This is a genomic window from Salinisphaera orenii subsp. orenii MK-B5 (genome assembly GCF_003788635.1).
In the GTDB taxonomy this organism is placed as follows: domain Bacteria; phylum Pseudomonadota; class Gammaproteobacteria; order Nevskiales; family Salinisphaeraceae; genus Salinisphaera; species Salinisphaera orenii.
The window spans coordinates 71,236-90,843 of the sequence record NZ_AYKH01000005.1; the positions used below are offsets into that span (position 1 = coordinate 71,236).

Annotated in this window: 16 protein-coding genes and 6 tRNA genes; all 22 read left to right on the plus strand. The window is 67.2% G+C overall.

Translation table 11 applies throughout. From position 1 onward, the window contains the following. Positions 1-46 precede the first annotated feature (46 nt). The 22 genes from nadA to SAOR_RS04105 all read left to right on the plus strand — a co-directional run bounded on the left by nadA (position 47) and on the right by SAOR_RS04105 (position 19,459). A complete protein-coding gene (nadA, locus tag SAOR_RS04000; RefSeq protein ID WP_123630323.1) occupies positions 47-1,147 on the plus strand; it encodes a quinolinate synthase NadA in 1,101 nt (366 codons plus the stop codon). A 170-nt stretch (positions 1,148-1,317) separates the two neighbouring features. Further along, a complete protein-coding gene (gene glyA / locus SAOR_RS04005) occupies positions 1,318-2,595 on the plus strand; it encodes a serine hydroxymethyltransferase (RefSeq protein ID WP_185015535.1) in 1,278 nt (425 codons plus the stop codon). 24 nt (positions 2,596-2,619) lie between these two features. Continuing rightward, the gene (gene nrdR, locus SAOR_RS04010) at positions 2,620-3,126 is read left to right on the plus strand and encodes a transcriptional regulator NrdR (RefSeq protein WP_123591302.1); all 507 of its coding nucleotides are present in this window, start codon (positions 2,620-2,622) and stop codon (positions 3,124-3,126) included. Next, positions 3,123-4,253, plus strand: a complete 1,131-nt coding sequence (gene ribD / locus SAOR_RS04015; protein ID WP_221179867.1) for a bifunctional diaminohydroxyphosphoribosylaminopyrimidine deaminase/5-amino-6-(5-phosphoribosylamino)uracil reductase RibD — start codon at positions 3,123-3,125, stop codon at positions 4,251-4,253. Before nrdR ends, ribD begins: the two co-directional genes overlap by 4 nt. A gap of 7 nt (positions 4,254-4,260) precedes the next feature. Further along, positions 4,261-4,854 carry a riboflavin synthase gene (locus SAOR_RS04020; protein WP_123630325.1) on the plus strand — a complete coding sequence of 198 codons (594 nt, stop codon included), beginning with the start codon at positions 4,261-4,263 and terminating at the stop codon, positions 4,852-4,854. A 103-nt stretch (positions 4,855-4,957) separates the two neighbouring features. Beyond that, positions 4,958-6,091 (plus strand): bifunctional 3,4-dihydroxy-2-butanone-4-phosphate synthase/GTP cyclohydrolase II, encoded by a 1,134-nt coding sequence (gene ribBA, locus SAOR_RS04025; RefSeq protein ID WP_123630326.1) that lies wholly within the window; start codon positions 4,958-4,960, stop codon positions 6,089-6,091. 66 nt (positions 6,092-6,157) lie between these two features. Continuing rightward, a complete protein-coding gene (gene ribH / locus SAOR_RS04030) occupies positions 6,158-6,640 on the plus strand; it encodes a 6,7-dimethyl-8-ribityllumazine synthase (protein WP_123630327.1) in 483 nt (160 codons plus the stop codon). Positions 6,641-6,647: 7 nt separating this feature from the next. Next, on the plus strand, positions 6,648-7,160 hold the full coding sequence (nusB, locus tag SAOR_RS04035; RefSeq protein WP_245965386.1) for a transcription antitermination factor NusB: 513 nt from the start codon (positions 6,648-6,650) through the stop codon (positions 7,158-7,160). Between the two features lie 13 nt (positions 7,161-7,173). Next, positions 7,174-8,151: a thiamine-phosphate kinase gene (thiL, locus tag SAOR_RS04040; RefSeq protein ID WP_123630328.1), complete on the plus strand. Its 978-nt coding sequence runs from the start codon at positions 7,174-7,176 to the stop codon at positions 8,149-8,151. A gap of 601 nt (positions 8,152-8,752) precedes the next feature. Further along, positions 8,753-10,153 carry a cysteine--tRNA ligase gene (gene cysS, locus SAOR_RS04045; RefSeq protein ID WP_123630329.1) on the plus strand — a complete coding sequence of 467 codons (1,401 nt, stop codon included), beginning with the start codon at positions 8,753-8,755 and terminating at the stop codon, positions 10,151-10,153. Positions 10,154-10,277: 124 nt separating this feature from the next. Then, positions 10,278-10,354 (plus strand) — tRNA-Pro (locus tag SAOR_RS04050). An 86-nt stretch (positions 10,355-10,440) separates the two neighbouring features. Further along, positions 10,441-10,516: transfer RNA gene (locus SAOR_RS04055), tRNA-Arg, on the plus strand. Positions 10,517-11,425: 909 nt separating this feature from the next. Then, a tRNA-His gene (locus SAOR_RS04060) sits at positions 11,426-11,501 on the plus strand. Between the two features lie 38 nt (positions 11,502-11,539). Next, positions 11,540-11,614, plus strand: a tRNA-Lys gene (locus SAOR_RS04065). A gap of 94 nt (positions 11,615-11,708) precedes the next feature. Next, on the plus strand, positions 11,709-12,701 hold the full coding sequence (locus tag SAOR_RS04070) for an aldo/keto reductase (RefSeq protein WP_123630330.1): 993 nt from the start codon (positions 11,709-11,711) through the stop codon (positions 12,699-12,701). A gap of 117 nt (positions 12,702-12,818) precedes the next feature. Then, a complete protein-coding gene (gene tig / locus SAOR_RS04075; protein WP_123630331.1) occupies positions 12,819-14,144 on the plus strand; it encodes a trigger factor in 1,326 nt (441 codons plus the stop codon). Between the two features lie 28 nt (positions 14,145-14,172). After that, on the plus strand, positions 14,173-14,817 hold the full coding sequence (gene clpP, locus SAOR_RS04080) for an ATP-dependent Clp endopeptidase proteolytic subunit ClpP (protein ID WP_123630332.1): 645 nt from the start codon (positions 14,173-14,175) through the stop codon (positions 14,815-14,817). A gap of 160 nt (positions 14,818-14,977) precedes the next feature. Continuing rightward, on the plus strand, positions 14,978-16,255 hold the full coding sequence (gene clpX, locus SAOR_RS04085) for an ATP-dependent Clp protease ATP-binding subunit ClpX (protein WP_123590721.1): 1,278 nt from the start codon (positions 14,978-14,980) through the stop codon (positions 16,253-16,255). A 124-nt stretch (positions 16,256-16,379) separates the two neighbouring features. After that, complete coding sequence (gene lon / locus SAOR_RS04090) at positions 16,380-18,767, plus strand: endopeptidase La (RefSeq protein ID WP_123630333.1); 2,388 nt, start codon at positions 16,380-16,382, stop codon at positions 18,765-18,767. Positions 18,768-18,979: 212 nt separating this feature from the next. Continuing rightward, positions 18,980-19,252 (plus strand): HU family DNA-binding protein, encoded by a 273-nt coding sequence (locus tag SAOR_RS04095; protein ID WP_123590719.1) that lies wholly within the window; start codon positions 18,980-18,982, stop codon positions 19,250-19,252. Positions 19,253-19,295: 43 nt separating this feature from the next. Next, positions 19,296-19,371, plus strand: a tRNA-Val gene (locus SAOR_RS04100). An 11-nt stretch (positions 19,372-19,382) separates the two neighbouring features. Continuing rightward, a tRNA-Asp gene (locus tag SAOR_RS04105) sits at positions 19,383-19,459 on the plus strand. The last annotated feature ends 149 nt before the right edge of the window (positions 19,460-19,608 follow it).

Consider the following 19,608-nt stretch of genomic DNA (forward strand, 5'->3'; position numbering starts at 1 on the left):
GGCGGACTGTGATACATTCTAAGGACAATATCCGCCTGCAATCATCATGACTGCGAACGCATTCGCCCTGCAGGATTACTCCTTCTACGACGATGCGACCTGCGACGAGCGCATTCGGGCCGCCAAGGCCGCACTCGGCTCGCGCTGCGCGATTCTCGGTCACCACTACCAGCGCGACGAGGTCTTCGCACACGCCGATTACACCGGCGACTCGCTGAAGCTGTCGAAGCTGGCAGCGAATTCCGACGCCGAATACATCGTCTTCTGTGGCGTGCACTTCATGGCCGAAGTCGCCGACATCCTGTCGCGGCCCGACCAGCAGGTGATCCTGCCGGATATGGCCGCCGGTTGCTCGATGGCGGACATGGCCAACCTGCGCAACGTCGAGCGCGCCTGGCGCGAGCTCTCCGAAGTGCTCGAGCCCGACGAGCAGGTCACGCCGGTCACCTACATCAACTCGGCGGCCGATCTGAAGGCGTTCTGCGGCCGCCACGGCGGCATCGTGTGTACTTCGTCCAACGCCCGCGGCGTGCTCGACTGGTCGTTCTCGCGTCGCGAGAAGGTGCTGTTCTTCCCCGATCAGCACCTGGGGCGCAATACCGGCCACGACATGGGCATCCCGCTGGACGAGATGGTCGTCTGGGATTTCTCGAAGCCGATGGGCGGGCTCACCGCGGACGAGATCCGCGGCGCGCGCATCATCCTCTGGAAGGGATTCTGCTCGGTCCACCAGATGTTCCACCCCAATCACATCCACAAGTTCCGGGAGGAACATCCGGAAGGCCGGGTGATCTCCCATCCCGAGAATGCCTTCGAGGTCTGTCAGGCCTCCGACGTGGTCGGTTCCACCGAGACCATTCTCCGGCACGTGCGTGCCAGCGAACCGGGCACGCACTGGCTGGTGGGCACCGAACTCAATCTGGTCAATCGCCTGCACCACGAGATGGCCGACAAGGGCGTGAAGGTGCAGTTCATGTCGCCGGTCGTGTGCATGTGCTCGACCATGTTCCGCACCGATCCCCAGCATCTGGCCTGGGTTCTGGACAATCTGGTCGAGGGCGAGGTCGTCAACCGTATTCAGGTGCCGGCCGACGAGGCGCGCGAAGCCAAGGCGACGCTCGATCTCATGCTCGAGATCACGGCCTAGGCCGCGGCAGCGAGCGGCACGCGCCGGGCGCCACGCCTGAGCGTGCGCCGCGTCTGCGCTACACTATGCGGCCTTACCGGATCAGACAACGCGTCGACGCCCGCGCCCGCAGGCGGCGACGCTACGGCTTCTTCGTTTTACAGACAGATCATTTGCCCATGTTTGATGCCATGCAACGCATTGTCGATTTCGACCCCGAGCTGGCGTCGGCCATCGCCGACGAGGACCAGCGCCAGGAAGATCACATCGAGCTGATCGCCTCGGAGAACTACACCAGTCCTCGGGTGATGGAAGCCCAGGGATCGCTGCTGACCAACAAGTACGCGGAAGGTTATCCGGGCAAGCGCTTCTACGGCGGCTGCGAATACGTCGATGTGGCCGAGCAGCTGGCGATCGATCGCGCCTGCCGGCTGTTCGAATGCGACTATGCCAACGTGCAGCCGCATTCGGGTGCCCAGGCCAACGCCGCGGTCTATCTCGCGCTGGTCAAGCCCGGCGACACGATTCTGGGCATGAGCCTGGACGCCGGCGGCCATCTGACCCACGGCGCGGCGCCGAACTTCTCCGGTCGCAATTACAACGCGGTGCAGTACGGCCTCAACGAGCAGACCGGCGAGCTCGATTACGACGAGATCCAGCGGCTGGCCGACGAACACCGGCCGAAGATGCTCATCGGCGGCTTCTCGGCCTATTCCCGCCGGATCGACTGGGCGCGGATGCGTCAGATCGCGGACTCGGTGGGTGCCTGGCTGCTCGTGGACATGGCGCACGTCGCCGGTCTCGTGGCTGCGGGTGAATACCCGAGCCCGCTGCCGCACGCGCACGTGGTCACGACCACGACCCACAAGACCCTGCGCGGCCCGCGCGGGGGGCTGATCCTGTCCGCTCACGGCGACGAGGCCCTCTACAAAAAGCTGAATTCCGCGGTGTTCCCGGGTACGCAGGGCGGCCCGCTCATGCACGTCATCGCCGGCAAGGCGGTCGCGTTCAAGGAAGCGCTCGAACCCGAGTTCCAGACCTATTCGCGCCAGGTCGTGGCCAATGCCCGGGCGATGGCGCAGGTCTTCATGGACCGCAATTACGAGGTCGTGTCCGGCGGCACGGACAACCACCTGATGCTGGTCAGCCTGGTGCGCCAGGACATCACCGGCAAGGATGCGGAAGCGCTGCTCGGCAAGGCGCACATCACCGCGAACAAGAACGCCGTGCCCGGCGACCCGCGCTCGCCCTTCGTCACCTCCGGGCTGCGCATCGGTACGCCCGCGGCCACCACGCGCGGTTTCGACGAGAACGAAATGCGCCAGGTCGCCGGCTGGATCTGCGACGTGCTCGACACGCTGGCCGATGGCGGCGATGTCGACGCCATGGTCGCCCGGGTGCGCACGGCGGTCACCGAGCTGTGCGCCCGGCACGCGGTGTATCGCGCGGCCGAGAAGGGCGCCGCCTAGGCTGCGCCGTCCGCGGGGTTCGCCGTGCAGTGTCCGTTCTGCGACGAGCGCGCCACGCGCGTGGTCGACTCGCGCCTGGCCGCGGAAGGCAGCCAGGTGCGGCGTCGGCGCGAATGTCCGGCGTGCAGCGCCCGCTTCACCACCTTCGAGACCGCGGAGCTGGTGCTGCCACGCATCGTCAAGAGCGACGGTACGCCCGAGCCCTTCGACGAAAACAAGCTGCGCCAGGGGATCGAACGGGCGCTCTACAAGCGCCCGGTGGCGGCCGAGGCCATCGACACCGCGATCATCCACATACTCCAGCGCCTGCGTACGGACGCCGAGCGCGAGGTCGCCTCGCGTCAACTCGGTGAGTGGGTGATGGCGGAACTGCGCGAACTCGACCAGGTGGCCTACGTCCGCTTCGCCTCGGTGTATCGCCGTTTCGAGGACGTCAACGCCTTTCGCGAGGAGATCGAACGGCTCGAGGCGGCGCCCGACCCGGACAGCGGCCAGCTGTCGCTGATCGACGCCGGCGGAAAGGACCGGTGAGCGCGCCCGGCGTGCGCGAGGCCGTGCACCGCTACTTTATGCAGGGTGCGATCGAGCTGGCCCGGCGCGGCTGGTACACCACGCGCCCGAACCCCCGCGTCGGCTGCATCCTGGTCGCGGACGAGCGGATCATCGGCGAGGGCTGGCACGAACGGGCCGGCGAGGGACACGCCGAGCGGCGCGCCCTCGACGACGCCGCCGGCCGCGGGCACGCCACGCGCGGCGCCACCGCCTACGTCACGCTCGAGCCCTGCAGCCATGTCGGCCGCACGGCGCCCTGCACCGAGGCGCTCATCGAGGCCGGCGTGTCGCGGGTGGTGATCGGCGCGGGCGACCCGAATCCGGCGGTGGACGGTCGCGGCGTTTCGGCGCTGCGCGCGGCCGGCATCGACGTCGTCACCGGCGTGCTCGCCGATCGCTGTCGTGAGTTGAACCCGGGCTTCAACCGGCGAATGACCAGCGGCCGGCCGCGGGTGCGCGTCAAGCTCGCCATGAGCCTCGACGGCCGCACGGCCGCGGCCAACGGCGAGAGCCAGTGGATCACCGGCGAGGCGGCGCGCGCGGACGTGCACCGGCTGCGCGCCGAATCCGGCGCCGTGCTGGTCGGCCGAGGCACGCGCCAGGCCGACGATCCGTCGCTGACGGTACGCCTCGACGGCGAGTGGCCGCAGCCGCTGCGCGTGGTGGTCGACACCCACCTCGAGATCACGCCGGCCGCACGGATGCTCGAGCCACCCGGCGCCGTGCGCATCTTCACCGCCAGCGCGGACGACGCCCGCATCGATGCGCTCGAACGGGCCGGTGCCGCGGTCGAGCGCGTCGCCCTGGCCGGCGAGGGTCTGGATCTGCCGGCCGTGCTCGACAGCCTCGGCGCGCAGGAGATCAACGACGTACTCGTCGAAGCCGGACCGACGCTGGCCGGTTCGCTGGCCGAGGCCGGCTGCGTCGACGAGTACCTCCTCTACATGGCGCCGATGCTCATCGGCGACACCGGCCGTGGGCTGGTGCATCTGCCCGGCGCGAACCGCCTCGCCGATGCGCGGCCGCTCGAGATCATCGCGGTCGAGCCGGTCGGATCCGACTGGCGCATTCGGGCTCGCCCCGCGGCGGCCGACAACAGGAACTGAAAAACGCATGTTCACCGGAATCATCAAGGGCATCGGCACCGTGGCCGAGATCGAGCCCGTGGGCGGCGACACCCGTCTGGTCATCGACACCGGCGACGCCGATCTCGGCCCGATCGCCCTCGGCGACAGCATCGCCGTATCCGGCGTGTGCCTGACCGCCACCGCGCTCGACGGCCGGCGCTTCGCCGCCGACGTCTCCCAGGAAACGCTGTCGCTGACGACACTGGGCGCACTCGCGGTCGGCTCGCACGTGAACCTGGAGGCGGCCCTGCGCGCCGGTGAACCGCTGGGCGGACATCTCGTGTCCGGCCACGTCGACGGCTTCGGGACCCTGGCCGAGAAGACGGCGGATGCGCGTTCCTGGCGGCTGGTCTTTTCGGTGCCGGCGGCCCTGTCGCGCTTTTTCGCCGCCAAGGGCTCGGTCTGTGTCGACGGCATCAGCCTGACGGTGAACGAAGTCGCCGACGACCGCTTCGGCGTCAACATCGTGCCGCACACCATGGCGCACACCACGCTGGGTGAGCGCGAGGTCGGCGACCGGGTCAACCTCGAGATCGACGTCATCGCGCGCTATCTCGCGCGTCTGGTTGACGCCCGCTGAGGCGCCGGCACCCGGCGGGGCCCACGCCCGAGGCCGGAACGCGGTGCTAGAATGCGCGCCGCCGCCGCAGCTCTCGCGGCGGCCAATCGATCAAGGACACACCATGCCCATCAGCCCCATCGAGGATGTCGTTGCGGACATGCGCGCCGGGCGCATGGTCATCATGCTCGACGACGCCAACCGCGAGAACGAAGGCGATCTCATCATGGCCGCCGAATGCGTGCGGCCCGAGGACATCAACTTCATGGCCCGCTACGGGCGCGGGCTGATCTGTCTGACGCTGACGCGGGAGCGCTGTCGGCAGTTGCACCTGCCACTGATGGTCGCGGCCAGCGACGCCGAGCAATCGACCAACTTCACGCTCTCGATCGAGGCCGCGGAAGGGGTGACCACCGGCATCTCCGCGCACGATCGCGCCCAGACGGTGCGCGCGGCGGTGCAGAAGGACGCCCGGCCGTCGGATCTGGTCCAGCCCGGTCACATCTTCCCGCTGATGTCGCAGCCGGGCGGCACGCTGGCGCGCGCGGGCCATACCGAAGCCGGCTGCGATCTCGCCCGTCTGGCCGGCCTGGAGCCGGCCTCGGTGATCGTGGAGATCCTCAACGAGGACGGCACCATGGCGCGGCTGCCGGATCTGGAGGCCTTCGCCGCCGAGCACGACATCCGGCTCGGCACCATCGCCGATCTCATTCGCTATCGCATCGAGAACGAGCGCACGGTCGTGCGCGTGACCGAGTCCGAGGTCGAGACCGAGTTCGGTCCGTTCACGCTGGTCTCCTACGAGGACGAGGTCGACAAGGTCGTGCATTTCGCGATGGTGCGCGGCGCGATCGACCCCGAGACGCCGACGCTGGTGCGCGTGCACGTGCGCAACACGCTCTCCGACGTGCTGGGCGTGCGCCACGGCGATTTCGGCTGGCCGCTGCGCGACACGCTGGCGCGGGTGGCCGCGGAGGGCTGCGGCGTGGTGGTCGTGCTGCGCAAGCCCGAATCCGCGCGCGAACTCATCGAACGCATCCGTCTGGTCGAGGGCGCGGAGGCTGCTGCGGCGCCGGACGGCGGCGATCCGGGCGGCGACGAAAGCCGTATTCTGCGCACCTACGGCGTCGGCGCCCAGATTCTGACCGATCTCGGCGTGCGCCGGATGCGCGTGCTCTCGGCGCCCATGCGGCTGCAGGCGATCTCGGGCTTCGGGCTCGAGGTCGTCGAGTACGTGCAGGGCGACGACGGCGACTGATTCATTCCGCGTGGCCGCGCACGCCGCGCGTGCGATAATGGGCCAACGCTCAAGCGAGGACGCGCCATGCGCACGCTGCAAGGGGAATTCGACGGCAGTGGTCTGAAGATCGCGGTGCTGTGCACCCGCTGGAACGACGACGTCGTCGATCGGCTGGTCGACGGCGCCATGGATGTGCTCAGCGACTGCGGTGTTGACGACGATGACATCACGCTCGTGCGAGTGCCGGGCGCCTTCGAGCTGCCGCTGGTGGCGGATCGTCTCGCCGATCGCTACGCCGAGGACGGCGGCCTCGACGGCATCGTGGCGCTGGGTGCGGTGATCCGCGGCGAGACGCCGCACTTCGACTACATCTGCACCGAATGCGCCAAGGGGCTGTCGGCGACGGCGCTGGAATACGGTCTGCCCGTGGGCTTCGGCGTGATCACCGCCGACACCGCAGAGCAGGCCGATGCGCGGGCGCAGGCCGACGAGGACCACAACAAGGGCGCCGAGGCGGCCAGCGCGGTCGTGGAGATGATCACGTTGCTGCGCTCCATCGAGGACTGACAACGCAGTGCCGATCGAGAACCAATCCCTGGGCGACGCCGCCGACTCATCGGACGACGACGATCGCCTGCCGGAACTGCCGCCGCGGATGGCGGGCGGCGCCCGCATCCGTGCGCGCATGGCCGCCGTGCAGGCGCTCTACCAGTGGCGCATGACCGGCACCGAGCTCGGCGCGCTGGTGCTGCAGTTCGCCCAGGCCGGGCGTCTGAGTGCGCTCGATCGTGAGTATTTCGAGACGCTCCTGCGCGGCGTGGCCTACGACGCCGAAGCGCTGGAAGCGATCTTCGACGCGCATCTGAGCCGACCGGCTGCACAGCTGGACCCGGTGGAGCACGCCATCCTGCTGCTGGCGACCTACGAACTGCGCGATCGCGTCGAGATTCCGTTCGCTGCGGTCATCAACGAGGCGACCAATCTCGCCAAGGTGTTCGGCGCGACCGACGGCCATCGCTTCGTCAACGGCGTGCTGGACGCCACCGCGCGCGATCTGCGCGCCCGCGAGACGCCGGCCGGCGACTGACACGACCGCCCGCGTGCGCGAGTTCCAGCTGATCGACCGGCTCGCCGCTCGCCTGGCCGCGCGCCGCGCCGATACGCAGCTGACCATCGGCGACGACGCCGCGGTTGTCGCGCCCGCGCCGGGCCAGGTTCTGGCGATCACCACCGACACCCTGATCAGCGGTCGTCATTTCCCGGACGACACGCCGGCCTTCGATATCGGCTGGAAGGCGATCGCGGTCAATCTGAGCGATCTGGCCGCCATGGGCGCGGCGCCGGCGTGGCTGACCGTGGCGCTGTCGACGCCCGTGCTGGATGGGCCCTGGTGCGATGATTTCGTCGACGGCGCGCTGGCTGCCATCGGCGACGCGGCCGTGGATATCGTGGGCGGCGACACGACGCGCGGTCCGCTGTCGATCACCGTGACCGCGATCGGCATGCTGCCCGCGGGTGCGGCGCTGACGCGCGCCGGTGCCGTCCCCGGGGACGTGGTGGCCGTGACCGGAACGCTCGGCGACGCCGCGAAGGGGCTGGGGCTGTGGCCCGCGCGCGCGGACACGGGCGGCGATCCGGACACCGCGTTTCTGCTCCGACGCCTGGCCCGGCCGCAGTGGCGAAACGGCGCCGCCGTTCGGGCACTGGCGCATGCGGGCATCGACGTGTCCGACGGCTTCGGCGCCGATCTGGGCCACGTGCTGGCGGCCAGCGGTGTGGGCGCACGCATCGAGCTCGCGGCGCTGCCGGCCTCGGAGGCGCTGCGACGCCGGGCGGCGACCGACGAGGAGCGTCGCGATCTGCAGTGGCGGGGCGGCGACGACTACGAGCTGTGTCTGACTCTGCCGGCCGCGAGCGTCGACGCCGCGCGGGCGCGGCTGGACTGCGGACTCACGGTCGTCGGCGTGATCGAGTCCGAGCCCGGTCTGCGCGTGGTCGATGCCCATGGTCGACGCTGTCCGCCGTTCGAGTCGGACGCCGCGGGCTGGGACCATTTCGGCGGCCGCGGCGCGGTCTAGCGGCAGGCGGGGCCAAACCCCGGGCCGCGAGCATGGGCGAAACCGACGGTCGTCGTCTCGGTCTCGTCCGGGCCTTGATGGTTCTCGCCAGGCAGATGCCACGCCCGCGCGTTGTCGGGCCGAGCCGTCAGCGGGCGCTGCGGGGCCGGGCCTGCGTCGGCGTAGTCGTCCCCGTCGACATGGAGCCGGGCCAGGGTCTCGTGGGCGTCCGTGGTTGGCCGTGTCGATCCGCAGCGCGTCGATGAGGTCGGGCTGCGCCTGCGTGCCGGCGCCTGCCCGCGCCGGATCGGCGCATCCCCGGACGCGCCGGCGGCCAGGGCCGATTCGACGACTCCGAAATCGCCGCGCGCGGCGGCATAGGGGACACGGGGCCAGCCGGCGTGTCCGGCGGGCGTGGTCGCGCAGCCGCTCGATCGCACGGCGGGCGTCCAAAGGCGGCGCCACCGCGAGCGTGGCCAATACCGCAGTCGCGGCGACCGCGATGATGACCGTAATCCCGCGCGTGCCGTCATCATGATCCAGGCGCGAAGGCTATCGGCGAGACCCGAAGACGCGCGCACGTATAGAATATCGCGCTTTGCCACCGATCCGTCGTAGCCGCATGCTGCAACTGCACGACAGTCTCACCGGCGCGCGCCAGGCGCTGGTCACGCTCGAACCCGGCCACGTGCGTCTTTACGTCTGCGGGGTCACGGTCTACGACTACTGTCATCTCGGGCACGCCCGGGTGATGATCGTGTTCGACATGTTCGTGCGCTATCTGCGCGCGACCGGCTGGCGGGTGACCTTCGTTCGAAACGTCACCGACATCGACGACAAGATCATCAACCGTGCCGCGGAGACCGGCGCCGCGCCGGAGGCCATCGCCGAGCGCTTTGCCGCCGCGATGAGCGAGGATGAGGCCGCGCTCGGGCTGATCGCGCCGGACCACGAACCGCGGGCGACCGCACACGTCGAACAGATCCTGGCCATGATCGAGCGTCTGGTCGACAACGGTCACGCCTATGTCGGCGACAACGGCGACGTTTATTACGACGTGAGCACCTTCGACGACTACGGCGCGTTGTCGAAACGGCGAACCGAGGATCTGCGGGCGGGCGCGCGCATCGCCGTCAACGAGGCCAAGACGGATCCGCTCGATTTCGTGCTCTGGAAGGCAGCCAAGGCCGACGAGCCGAGCTGGGACTCGCCGTGGGGCCCGGGGCGGCCGGGCTGGCATATCGAATGCTCCGCGATGTCGACGCATTGCCTGGGCGAGAGCTTCGATATCCACGGCGGCGGGCTGGATCTGCAGTTCCCCCACCACGAGAACGAGATCGCGCAGAGCGAGGCCGCCACCGGCAAGCGTTTCGCGACGCTGTGGATGCACAACGGCTTCGTGACCGTGGACGACGAGAAGATGTCGAAATCGCTCGGCAACTTCCTGACCATTCGCGACGTTCTGGACACCTTCGACGCGGAGACGGTGCGCTACTTCGTGCTCTCGACGCACTACCGCAGCCCGCTGGCCTACAACGCGGATGCCATGAGCGCGGCGGCCAGCGCGCTCGCCCGGCTCTACACAGCGCTGCGCGATACCGCCGGCGACGGCGACCCGGGATCCGAGGCGGTGCAGCGCTATCGCTCGCGCTATGCCGAGGCCATGGCGGACGACCTGAACACGCCCGCGGCGATCGCCGTGCTGTTCGAGATGGCGCGTGAATGCAATCGGCAGCGCGAAGAGGCGCCGGCTGTGGCGGCCGATATCGCCGCCGGGCTGCGCGACCTTGGCGGCTGGATCGGTCTACTGCAGCAGGATGCTTCGCGCTATCTGCAGGGTGGCACGGGCCGCGCGGGTGACGAGACCTACGACGCGGAAACCATCGAGGCCATGCTCCGCCAGCGGCGCGACGCCCGTGCGGCGCGGGATTTCGACACGGCCGATCGCATCCGCGACGAGCTCCAGGCCAACGGCATCCTGCTGGAGGACGGCGCGGACGGCACCCGCTGGCGGCGTGGCTGAGTGCGCCGTGGATTGCCGGCGTTGCGATGTGCCGGTATACCGCTCGGCGCGGTAACGGATGGCGCTCTGATTGGAGAAAGGATGGCCACGAGCATGCAACCGCGCTAGAGTCTGCGACGATCGACGGGGCATAGCGCAGCCTGGTAGCGCGTCTGCTTTGGGAGCAGAAGGTCACAGGTTCGAATCCTGTTGCCCCGACCAATTCCAGAATGCACCGGGTCAGCCCGGGCCGGATCAGCCATGGCGTTGATCGGTCACCGGCATCCGGCCCATCATTCGCCGCCTCGGCGCCCGTAGCTCAGGGGATAGAGCAATGGCCTTCTAAGCCATTGGTCGCTGGTTCGAATCCAGCCGGGCGCGCCATTGCCAGAGTGCGCCGCAGGCGTGCTCTGGCAATGGCTTTTCCAGTCAGCATTCGAACCAGCGACGGATAATGAGCATGGTTCGACGGATGCGCGCAGGCGCATCCGAGCAGTGCGGCTTGAGCCGCACTGGCCCGAAGGGTGAGCGGCGCAGCCGCGAGTGATCCAGCCGGGCGCAGTCTTTCAGTGGGCTTTGAGGAGCAACGAAAAGAGCCGGGTTGGCGGAAACTCGTGGCTTGTTAGAAGGACGCGTCAGCGAGCGCGGCGGCGAGACGCGCGATGCGGTCCCATGTCGGTCATGCGTCGTCGAGACCGGCTGTCGCGACGGCCGCGCGGCTTGCCACGGAGCTTCCCGGCGCTGAACCTGTCGCGTTGGCGAATACTTTCTTCCTCACGGTGCGGGGTGCGCTCGGCCTGGGGGCATGATGCGAAGCGCCGGTCGCGAGCGCATCGGCCGGGCATCGATTCGGTGGCATCGCGACGGGCCACCGTCAAGCGCAGGGTGTCGACGCGACGATCGCGGTCCGCGCCCGAATTCGCGGCGTTTAGAGCCGTCCGATCGCCGGCGCCGGCGGGAAGACTCGGCGACGGTGACACCTGTCTGCCCATCCGTTCGGATCCAGCGTACCTTGCGCTGTGGGTTCCGGGCTCCCGTCTCGTGCTGCGACAACAGCCGCAGGAACGACGTGAGCGGCAGGGCGCGTCCGGATCCACCGTATGGCGCAAGTTCCTGGGCATGGCTGCGCACCGTTTGGAGTGTGGCGGCGTTCGGCATAACGCGGTGCGATTCGGCGCCCGCCATCATGTCGGGCATACGTCAGTGATGCCGGAAGGTTGGCATCGTGCGCGAAGATGGCTAGAATACGCCGCCTGTCGCGCAGCAGTGCGGCAGCGCGGACAGATGTCGATGGTGGGCGTAGCTCAGTTGGTAGAGCCCCGGATTGTGATTCCGGTCGTCGTGGGTTCGAGTCCCATCGTCCACCCCATCTCTGTGCGACAAGGGCATCGCTTGTCCTTGACGGTCGGGCCGCTAGCTCAATGGTAGAGCAGTTGACTCTTAATCAATTGGTTCGAGGTTCGAGTCCTCGGCGGCCCACCATTTTCCCGCCCGATTGCCGCTCGGCCGCCGGGCTGCGGTTGAATGCGTGCCGCTTGATCCCATCTCCCGGGTGTATCGGATCAAGGAGTCACGCATGGAAACGCTGGATCTCGACGGCAACGGTCTGACGGCGTCGCGCATCGGCCTGGGCACCTGGGCGATCGGCGGCTGGATGTGGGGTGGCACCGATGAAGCCGAATCCATCCGCACCATTCAGAGCGCGCCCGATCACGGGGTGACGCTGATCGATACCGCGCCGGTCTACGGTTTCGGCGCCTCCGAGGAACTGGTCGGCAAGGCCGTGAAACAGGGCGGCATGCGCGATCGGGTCGTGCTCGCGACCAAATGCGCGCTGGAATGGGACGCCAAGGAGCGCGTCGCGCGCAACGCCAGCCGCAAGCGCATCGTCAAGGAGGCCGAGGATTCCCTGCGCCGGCTGCAGACCGACGTCATCGATCTGCTGCAGGTGCACTGGCCCGACCCGCAGGTGGACGTGCGCGAGACCGCGGAAGCCATGGCGGAGCTGCGCGAAGCCGGCAAGATCCGCGCGATCGGCGTCTCGAATTTCTCGCCCGAGCAGCTGGATGCGTTCAGCGAGATCGCGCCGGTGGATGTCGCGCAGAATCCCTACAATTTGTTCGAGCGCCAGATCGACGCCGACGTGCTGTCGTGGATCCGCGAACACGACACTCGACTGCTCGCCTACGGGGCGCTGTGCCGCGGCCTGCTGTCGGGGCGCATGCACGCCGATCGCGAGTTCCCGGGCGATGACCTGCGCAATGCCGATCCGAAATTCGAGCAGCCGCGCTTCGGTCAGTATCTCGCCGCGGTCGACGCGCTCGAGACCTTCGCCCAGGAGCAGTTCGGCAAGCACGTGCTGGAGCTGGCCATCCGCTGGGTGCTCGACCAGTACCCGCGGAGCGTGGCCCTGTGGGGCGCGCGCCAGCCCACGCAGCTCGATCCGGTCGACGGCGTCTGGGATTGGCACCTGGACGACGATGCCCGCGGCGAGATCGAGCGCATCGTGGACACGCATGTGACCGATCCGGTGGGGCCGGAATTCATGGCACCGCCGACGCGCGGGTGATGGCCCGGAATAATGGCCTTCCCCACGCTTGATATACTCGTAGGTTGATCGACGCGCGCGCCGCCGCCGTCCGGTCGGCTTGATTCAACGCAGATACTGGATAATTCGAGGTAATTGATGGACGTTTCCGTAGAAAACCCCGGTGGCCTGGCCCGTCGGCTCAAGGTGCAGATCCCGGCGGAGCGCGTGACCGAGGCGGTCGACGCCAAGGTTCGGCGCGTGGGCGAACACGCCAAGATCCCGGGTTTTCGTCCGGGCAAGGTGCCGACCAAGGTGCTGTATCAGCGCTATGGGGCGCAGGCGCGCCAGGAGGCCGCCGGCGAGCTCGTGCAGAGCGTCTATCCAGAAGCCATCGAGCAGAGCGAGCTCAAGCCTGCGGGCCAGCCGCAGATCGAACTCGGTGAAGTCAAGGAGCACGAACCCCTCGAGTTCACCGCGACCTTCGACGTCTATCCCGAGATCGAGCTCAAGGGCCTGGACGATATCGCGGTCGAAAAGCCTGTGGCCGAAGTCACGGATGCCGACGTCGACAAGACGATCGAACGCATCCGCGATCAGAACAAGACCTGGGAGAGCGTCGAGCGTGAATCCCGTGACGGCGATCAGGCCGTGGTCGACTACGTCGGCCGGATCGACGGCGAGGCGTTCGAGGGCGGCTCGGGCGAGGATATCGAGGTCAATCTCGGCGAGCAGCAGTTCCTGCCGGATCTCGAGCGCGCGCTGGTCGGGCGCAAGGCCGGTGAGGAATTCGACGTCGACGTGAGCTTCCCCGACGACTACGGGGCCAAGGATCTGGCCGGCAAGACCGCCAACTTCGAGGTCACCGTCAAGGACATCAAGGAGCCCAAGCCGGCCGAGATCGATGAGGCCTTCCTGCAGCAGATGGGCATCGAAGAGGGCGGCGTGGACGAGCTCAAGTCCAAGGTCCGCGAGTCGCTGGAGCAGGAGGCGCGCCACGCCGCCGACACGCGCGTGAAGACCCAGACCATGGACGCCCTGCACGGCGCCAATCCGATCGACGTGCCCGAGTCCATGGTGGCGCAGGAAATCGAGCGCATGCGCAAGGAAGCGATGCAGCGCATGCCCGAGCAGATGCAGCAGGACGAGGAGCAGGCCAAGCAGCTGCTGCCCGACGAGGCGCTGCGCGAGCAGGCCGAACGCCGCGTGGCGCTGGGTCTGCTGATCGCCGAGGTCATCTCGGAAAAGGAGCTGGAGCTCGATCAGGAGCGCGTCAACGCCAAGATGGAAGAGGTGGCCGCCGGCTACGGCGACCAGGCCGAGCAGGTCAAGCAGTACTATCAGCAGAATCCGCAGCTGATGCAGGGCCTGCAGGCCATGGTCATGGAAGAGCAGGTCATCGACAAGCTGCTGGAGGGCGCGACCGTGACCGAGAAAACGGTCGAGCTCGACGAACTACTCAACGCCAATCGCGAGGACGGCTAACCGCCGCGCGATCGAGGAAGCAACGGTTATGGCAGATCGCAACGACGACAACGTGCCGGCCCAGAATCTGGGCCTCATCCCCATGGTCATCGAGCAGACCGCCCGCGGCGAGCGCTCGTTCGACATCTATTCGCGCCTGCTCAAGGAGCGCGTCATCTTCGTGGTCGGTCCCATCGACGACCACATGGCCAATCTGATTGTCGCGCAGCTGCTGTTCCTGGAGTCCGACAATCCGGACAAGGACATCCAGCTCTACATCAACTCGCCGGGCGGCGTGATCACGGCCGGTATGTCGATCTACGACACCATGCAGTTCATCAAACCGGACGTGGCCACGATGTGTCTCGGCCAGGCCGCGAGCATGGGGGCGGTGCTGCTGGCCGGCGGCGCCCAGGGCAAGCGCTACGGCCTGCCCAACTCGCGCGTGATGATCCATCAGCCGCTGGGCGGCTTCCAGGGTCAGGCCACGGACATCGAAATCCACGCGCGCGAGATCCTGCATGCGCGCGAGCGCCTCAACGAGGTGCTGGCGCATCACACCGGCCAGCCGCTCGACCGGATCAAGCGTGACACCGAGCGCGACTACTTCATGAGCGCGAAGGACGCCACCGAATACGGCGTCATGGACGATGTGCTCACCTCGCGTGCGGCGCTTGCGGAGAAGTCCAAGTAGTCACTTGCCGTTCATTCGGCACGCCCGCGGCACGGCCGACGATCGATCGGCTGTGCCGCAGCGCGATGCGGGGTTTGACGGTTGAAACTTCGTGACAAGCGTTCGCGCGATATGCCATACAGGGTATATCGACCGCCTGTTTTTTGAGAGGTCCCAGACCATGGCAGAAGAATCCAACGGCAACAGCGGCTCCAACGGCAACTCGGGGCGCACGCTCTACTGCTCCTTCTGCGGCAAGTCCGAACACGAGGTGCGCAAGCTGATTGCCGGCCCGTCGGTATTCATCTGCGACGAGTGCGTCGATCTGTGCAACGACATCATGCGCGAGGAGCTTGCGAGCAAGCCGGCCAAGCAGGGCCTGCCGAGCCCGCAGGAGATCCGGCGCGTCCTCGACGACTACGTCATCGGCCAGGAGCCGGCCAAGAAGATTCTGGCCGTCGCCGTGTACAACCACTACAAGCGCCTGAACGCCGAGGCCGCCGAGGACGACGTCGAGCTGCAGAAGTCCAACATCCTGATGATCGGGCCGACCGGCTGCGGCAAGACGCTGCTCGCCGAGACCCTGGCCCGGCTGCTGGACGTGCCCTTCGCAATCGCCGACGCCACCACGCTCACGGAAGCGGGCTACGTCGGTGAGGACGTCGAGAACATCATCCAGAAGCTGCTGCAGAAGTGCGACTACGATGTCGACAAGGCCCAGCGCGGCATCGTCTACATCGACGAGATCGACAAGATCTCGCGCAAGTCGGAGAACCCGTCCATCACCCGCGACGTGTCGGGCGAGGGCGTGCAGCAGGCCCTGCTCAAGCTGATCGAGGGCACCACGGCCTCGATCCCGCCGCAGGGCGGGCGCAAGCACCCGCAGCAGGAGTTCCTGCAGGTCGATACCTCGGGCATCCTGTTCATCGTGGGCGGCGCGTTCGCCGGCCTGGATCAGACGATCCAGACTCGCGAAGGGCGCTCCGGCATCGGCTTCTCGGCCGAGGTCAAGGGCGCGTCCGAAAAACGCTCGCTGGGCGAGATGCTGGCCACCGTGGAGCCGGAGGATCTGGTCAAGTACGGGCTGATTCCCGAGTTCGTCGGTCGGCTGCCGGTCGTGGCCACGCTCGAGGAGCTGGACGAGACCGCGCTCATCTCGATCCTGCGCGAGCCCAAGAATGCGCTGACCAAGCAGTATGCGAAGCTCTTCGAAATGGAGAACTGCGAGCTCGAGCTGCGCGAGGATGCGCTCCGGGCGATCGCACACCGCGCGATGGAACGCAAGACCGGCGCCCGCGGCCTGCGCACGATCCTGGAATCGATCCTGCTCGACGTGATGTACGAACTGCCGGCGATGGAGAACGTCTCCAAGGTGGTCGTCGACGAGGCGGTGGTCAAAGGCGATGCTCAGCCCTATATCGTCTACGAGAACGCCGACGCCAGCCGCGCGGGGGCGTGACCCGAAGGCCCGGTCGCGGCCGGGCGGCGCCGGCGTCGATTGAAATCGGCCCCGGCGCCCGCATTTTTCAAGCAAATTCACAGGGGCCGGCGCAATGCCGGCCGCTTTTTACGCGAGGCTTCCAATGGCAGAGAATGCCCAGGTGCCGGTTCTTCCGTTGCGGGACGTCGTTGTCTTCCCGCACATGGCCATTCCCCTGTTCGTCGGCCGCGAGAAATCGATCAACGCCCTCGAGGCGGCCATGGCCGAGGACAAGAAGATCCTCCTGGTCGCGCAGAAGGCCGCAGACATCGACGACCCGGGCGCCGACGATATCTACGAAGTCGGCACGCTCGCGTCCATCCTGCAGCTCTTGAAGCTGCCGGACGGCACGGTGAAGGTGCTGGTCGAAGGCGCCGACCGCGCCCGTCTGTCCGGTCTCGAAGAGCACGAGGGCAGCCTCGCGGCCGGTTACGCGATCATCGAGGATGCCGAAGAGGACAACGCCGAAATCGACGCGCTCATGCGCTCGGCGGTGTCGACCTTCGAATCGTACGTGAAGCTCAACAAGAAAGTGCCGGCGGAACTGCTGCCGTCGCTTTCCAGCATGGACTCGCCCGGCCGGCTGGCCGACACCATCGCCGCCCATCTCAACCTCAAGCTCGACGAGCGCCAGGACGTGCTCGAGATCGCCGATGCCCAGTCCCGGCTCGAGCACGTCGTGGCCAAGACCGACGCCGAGATCGAGGTGCTGCAGATCGAGAAGAAGATCCGCGGCCGCGTGAAGCAGCAGATGGAGAAGTCTCAGCGCGAGTACTACCTCAACGAGCAGATGAAGGCCATCCAGAAGGAACTGGGCGAGATCGACGACGCGCCCAACGATCTGGATGAACTCGAGGACAAGATCGAGAAGGCCGGCATGCCCAAGGAGGTGAAGAAGAAGGTCACCAACGAGTTCAACAAGCTCAAGAGCATGTCGCCGATGTCGGCCGAGGCGACGGTGGTGCGCAACTATCTCGACTGGATGGTCGACATCCCGTGGAAGAAGCGCAGCCGCACCAAGATCGACCTCGCCAAGGCGCAGGAGACGCTCGACACCGACCACTACGGCCTCGAGCGGATCAAGGAGCGCATCATCGAGAATCTCGCGGTGCAGAGCCGCGTCAAGAAGATCAAGGGGCCGATCCTGTGCCTGGTCGGTCCGCCGGGCGTGGGCAAGACCTCGCTGGGGCGCTCGATCGCGCGCGCGACCAATCGCGAGTTCGTGCGCATGAGCCTGGGCGGCGTGCGCGACGAGGCCGAGATCCGCGGCCATCGGCGCACCTACATCGGCTCGCTGCCAGGCAAGATCATCCAAAACATGGCCAAGGTCGGCGTGCGTAACCCGCTGTTCCTGCTCGACGAGGTGGACAAGATGGCGATGGATTTCCGGGGCGACCCGGCGTCCGCGCTGCTCGAAGTCCTGGATCCGGAGCAGAACAACACCTTCGGCGATCATTACCTGGAGGTCGACTACGATCTGTCGCAGGTGATGTTCGTGTGCACGGCCAACACCATGAACATCCCGGAGCCGCTGCTCGACCGCATGGAGGTCATCCGGCTGTCGGGCTATACCGAGGACGAAAAGGTCAACATCGGTGAGCGCTACCTGCTGCCGAAGGCGATGAAGGAGAACGGGCTGAAGGAAGCGGAACTGTCCGTCTCCGACAACGCCCTGACCGACATCATCCGCCGCTACACGCGCGAGGCCGGTGTGCGCAATCTCGAGCGCGACATCAGCAAGATCTGCCGCAAGGTGGTCAAGGAGCTGATCAGCGAAGAGAAACAGGGCACCGCGCAGGTGACCAAGCGCAATCTGGACAAGTATCTGGGCGTGCCGAAGTATCGCTACGGTCGCGCGGAGGAGCAGGACAGCGTCGGTCAGGCGACCGGTCTGGCCTGGACCGAGGTCGGCGGCGAACTGCTGTCGATCGAATCCGCGGTCGTGCCGGGCAAGGGCAAGCCCCTGCACACCGGCTCGCTCGGCGACGTCATGCAGGAGTCGATCCAGGCCGCGCTCACGGTCATCCGCTCGCGCGTGACGGCGCTCGGCATCGAGCGCGACTTCATGCAGAAGGTCGACATGCACGTCCACGTGCCCGAGGGCGCGACGCCCAAGGACGGGCCCAGTGCGGGCATCGGGATGTGCACGGCCATGGTCTCGGCCCTGACCCAGATCCCGGTTCGGGCGGATGTCGCCATGACCGGCGAGATCACGCTGCGGGGCGATGTGTTGCCGATTGGCGGGCTCAAGGAGAAGCTGCTGGCGGCGCATCGCGGCGGAATCAAGATCGTGGTCATTCCGCACGAGAACACGAAGGATCTGGCCGAGATTCCGGCCAACATCAAGAATCGGCTCGATATCCGGCCGGTCCGCAAGATCGACGAAGTGCTCGAGATCGCGCTGACGCGCCAGCCCCAGCCGCTGGCCGAGGACAGCGCCGGTGCCGAGGCGACGGGCAAGAACGATCCGGCGGGCGTGCGTGCGCACTGATCACGACCGGGCCGGGCGATGCGCGAGTCGGCGAAAGCCTTTGTTGACGCTGCAAAGAGGCGCTTGGTATAACAGCCGCTTATGCCCGCGCCGCCCGGCTTGATCGAGGCGGCGCGGACGCGCATGGTCGGCGATGCGTTCGCGATCGAGCGTTGCTTGAAGGCCCGGTCCCGCGGGTTCAAAATCGTATTCACTCCTCAGGGGATTTAGTTATGAACAAAACCGAACTTGTCGATGCGGTCGCCGCCGATGCGGACCTGTCGAAGGCGGACGCCTCCCGGGCGGTAGACGCCATGATCGATTCGGTCACCGATGCACTGAAGAAGGGCGACAAGGTATCGCTGGTCGGCTTTGGCGTGTTCTCCGTTCGTGAACGTGCCGCCCGTCAGGGCCGCAATCCGAAGACCGGTCAGTCGATCACGATCCCTTCCGGAAAAACTCCTGGCTTCAAGGCTGGTAAAGCACTCAAAGACGCTGTAAACTAGCGCGCCTTCGCTGGGTGAACGGCGAAAGCCGACACGCCGGGCAGGGTGCTTAGCTCAGTTGGTAGAGCGTCGCCCTTACAAGGCGAATGTCGGCGGTTCGAATCCGTCAGCACCCACCAAAAAAGTTTTCGGAGCGGTAGTTCAGCTGGTTAGAATGCCGGCCTGTCACGCCGGAGGTCGCGGGTTCGAGTCCCGTCCGCTCCGCCATACGATGGATGCCGATCGCCACGATCGGCACATATCGAGAAAAGGGCGCACTTCGGGCGCCCTTTTTTTATGCGTGCAACCACTGCGTGATGCAGTCGAAGGCTGCCGCGCGAACGCCCATGCGGCACAATGGGCGGTCGGTGCCGGCC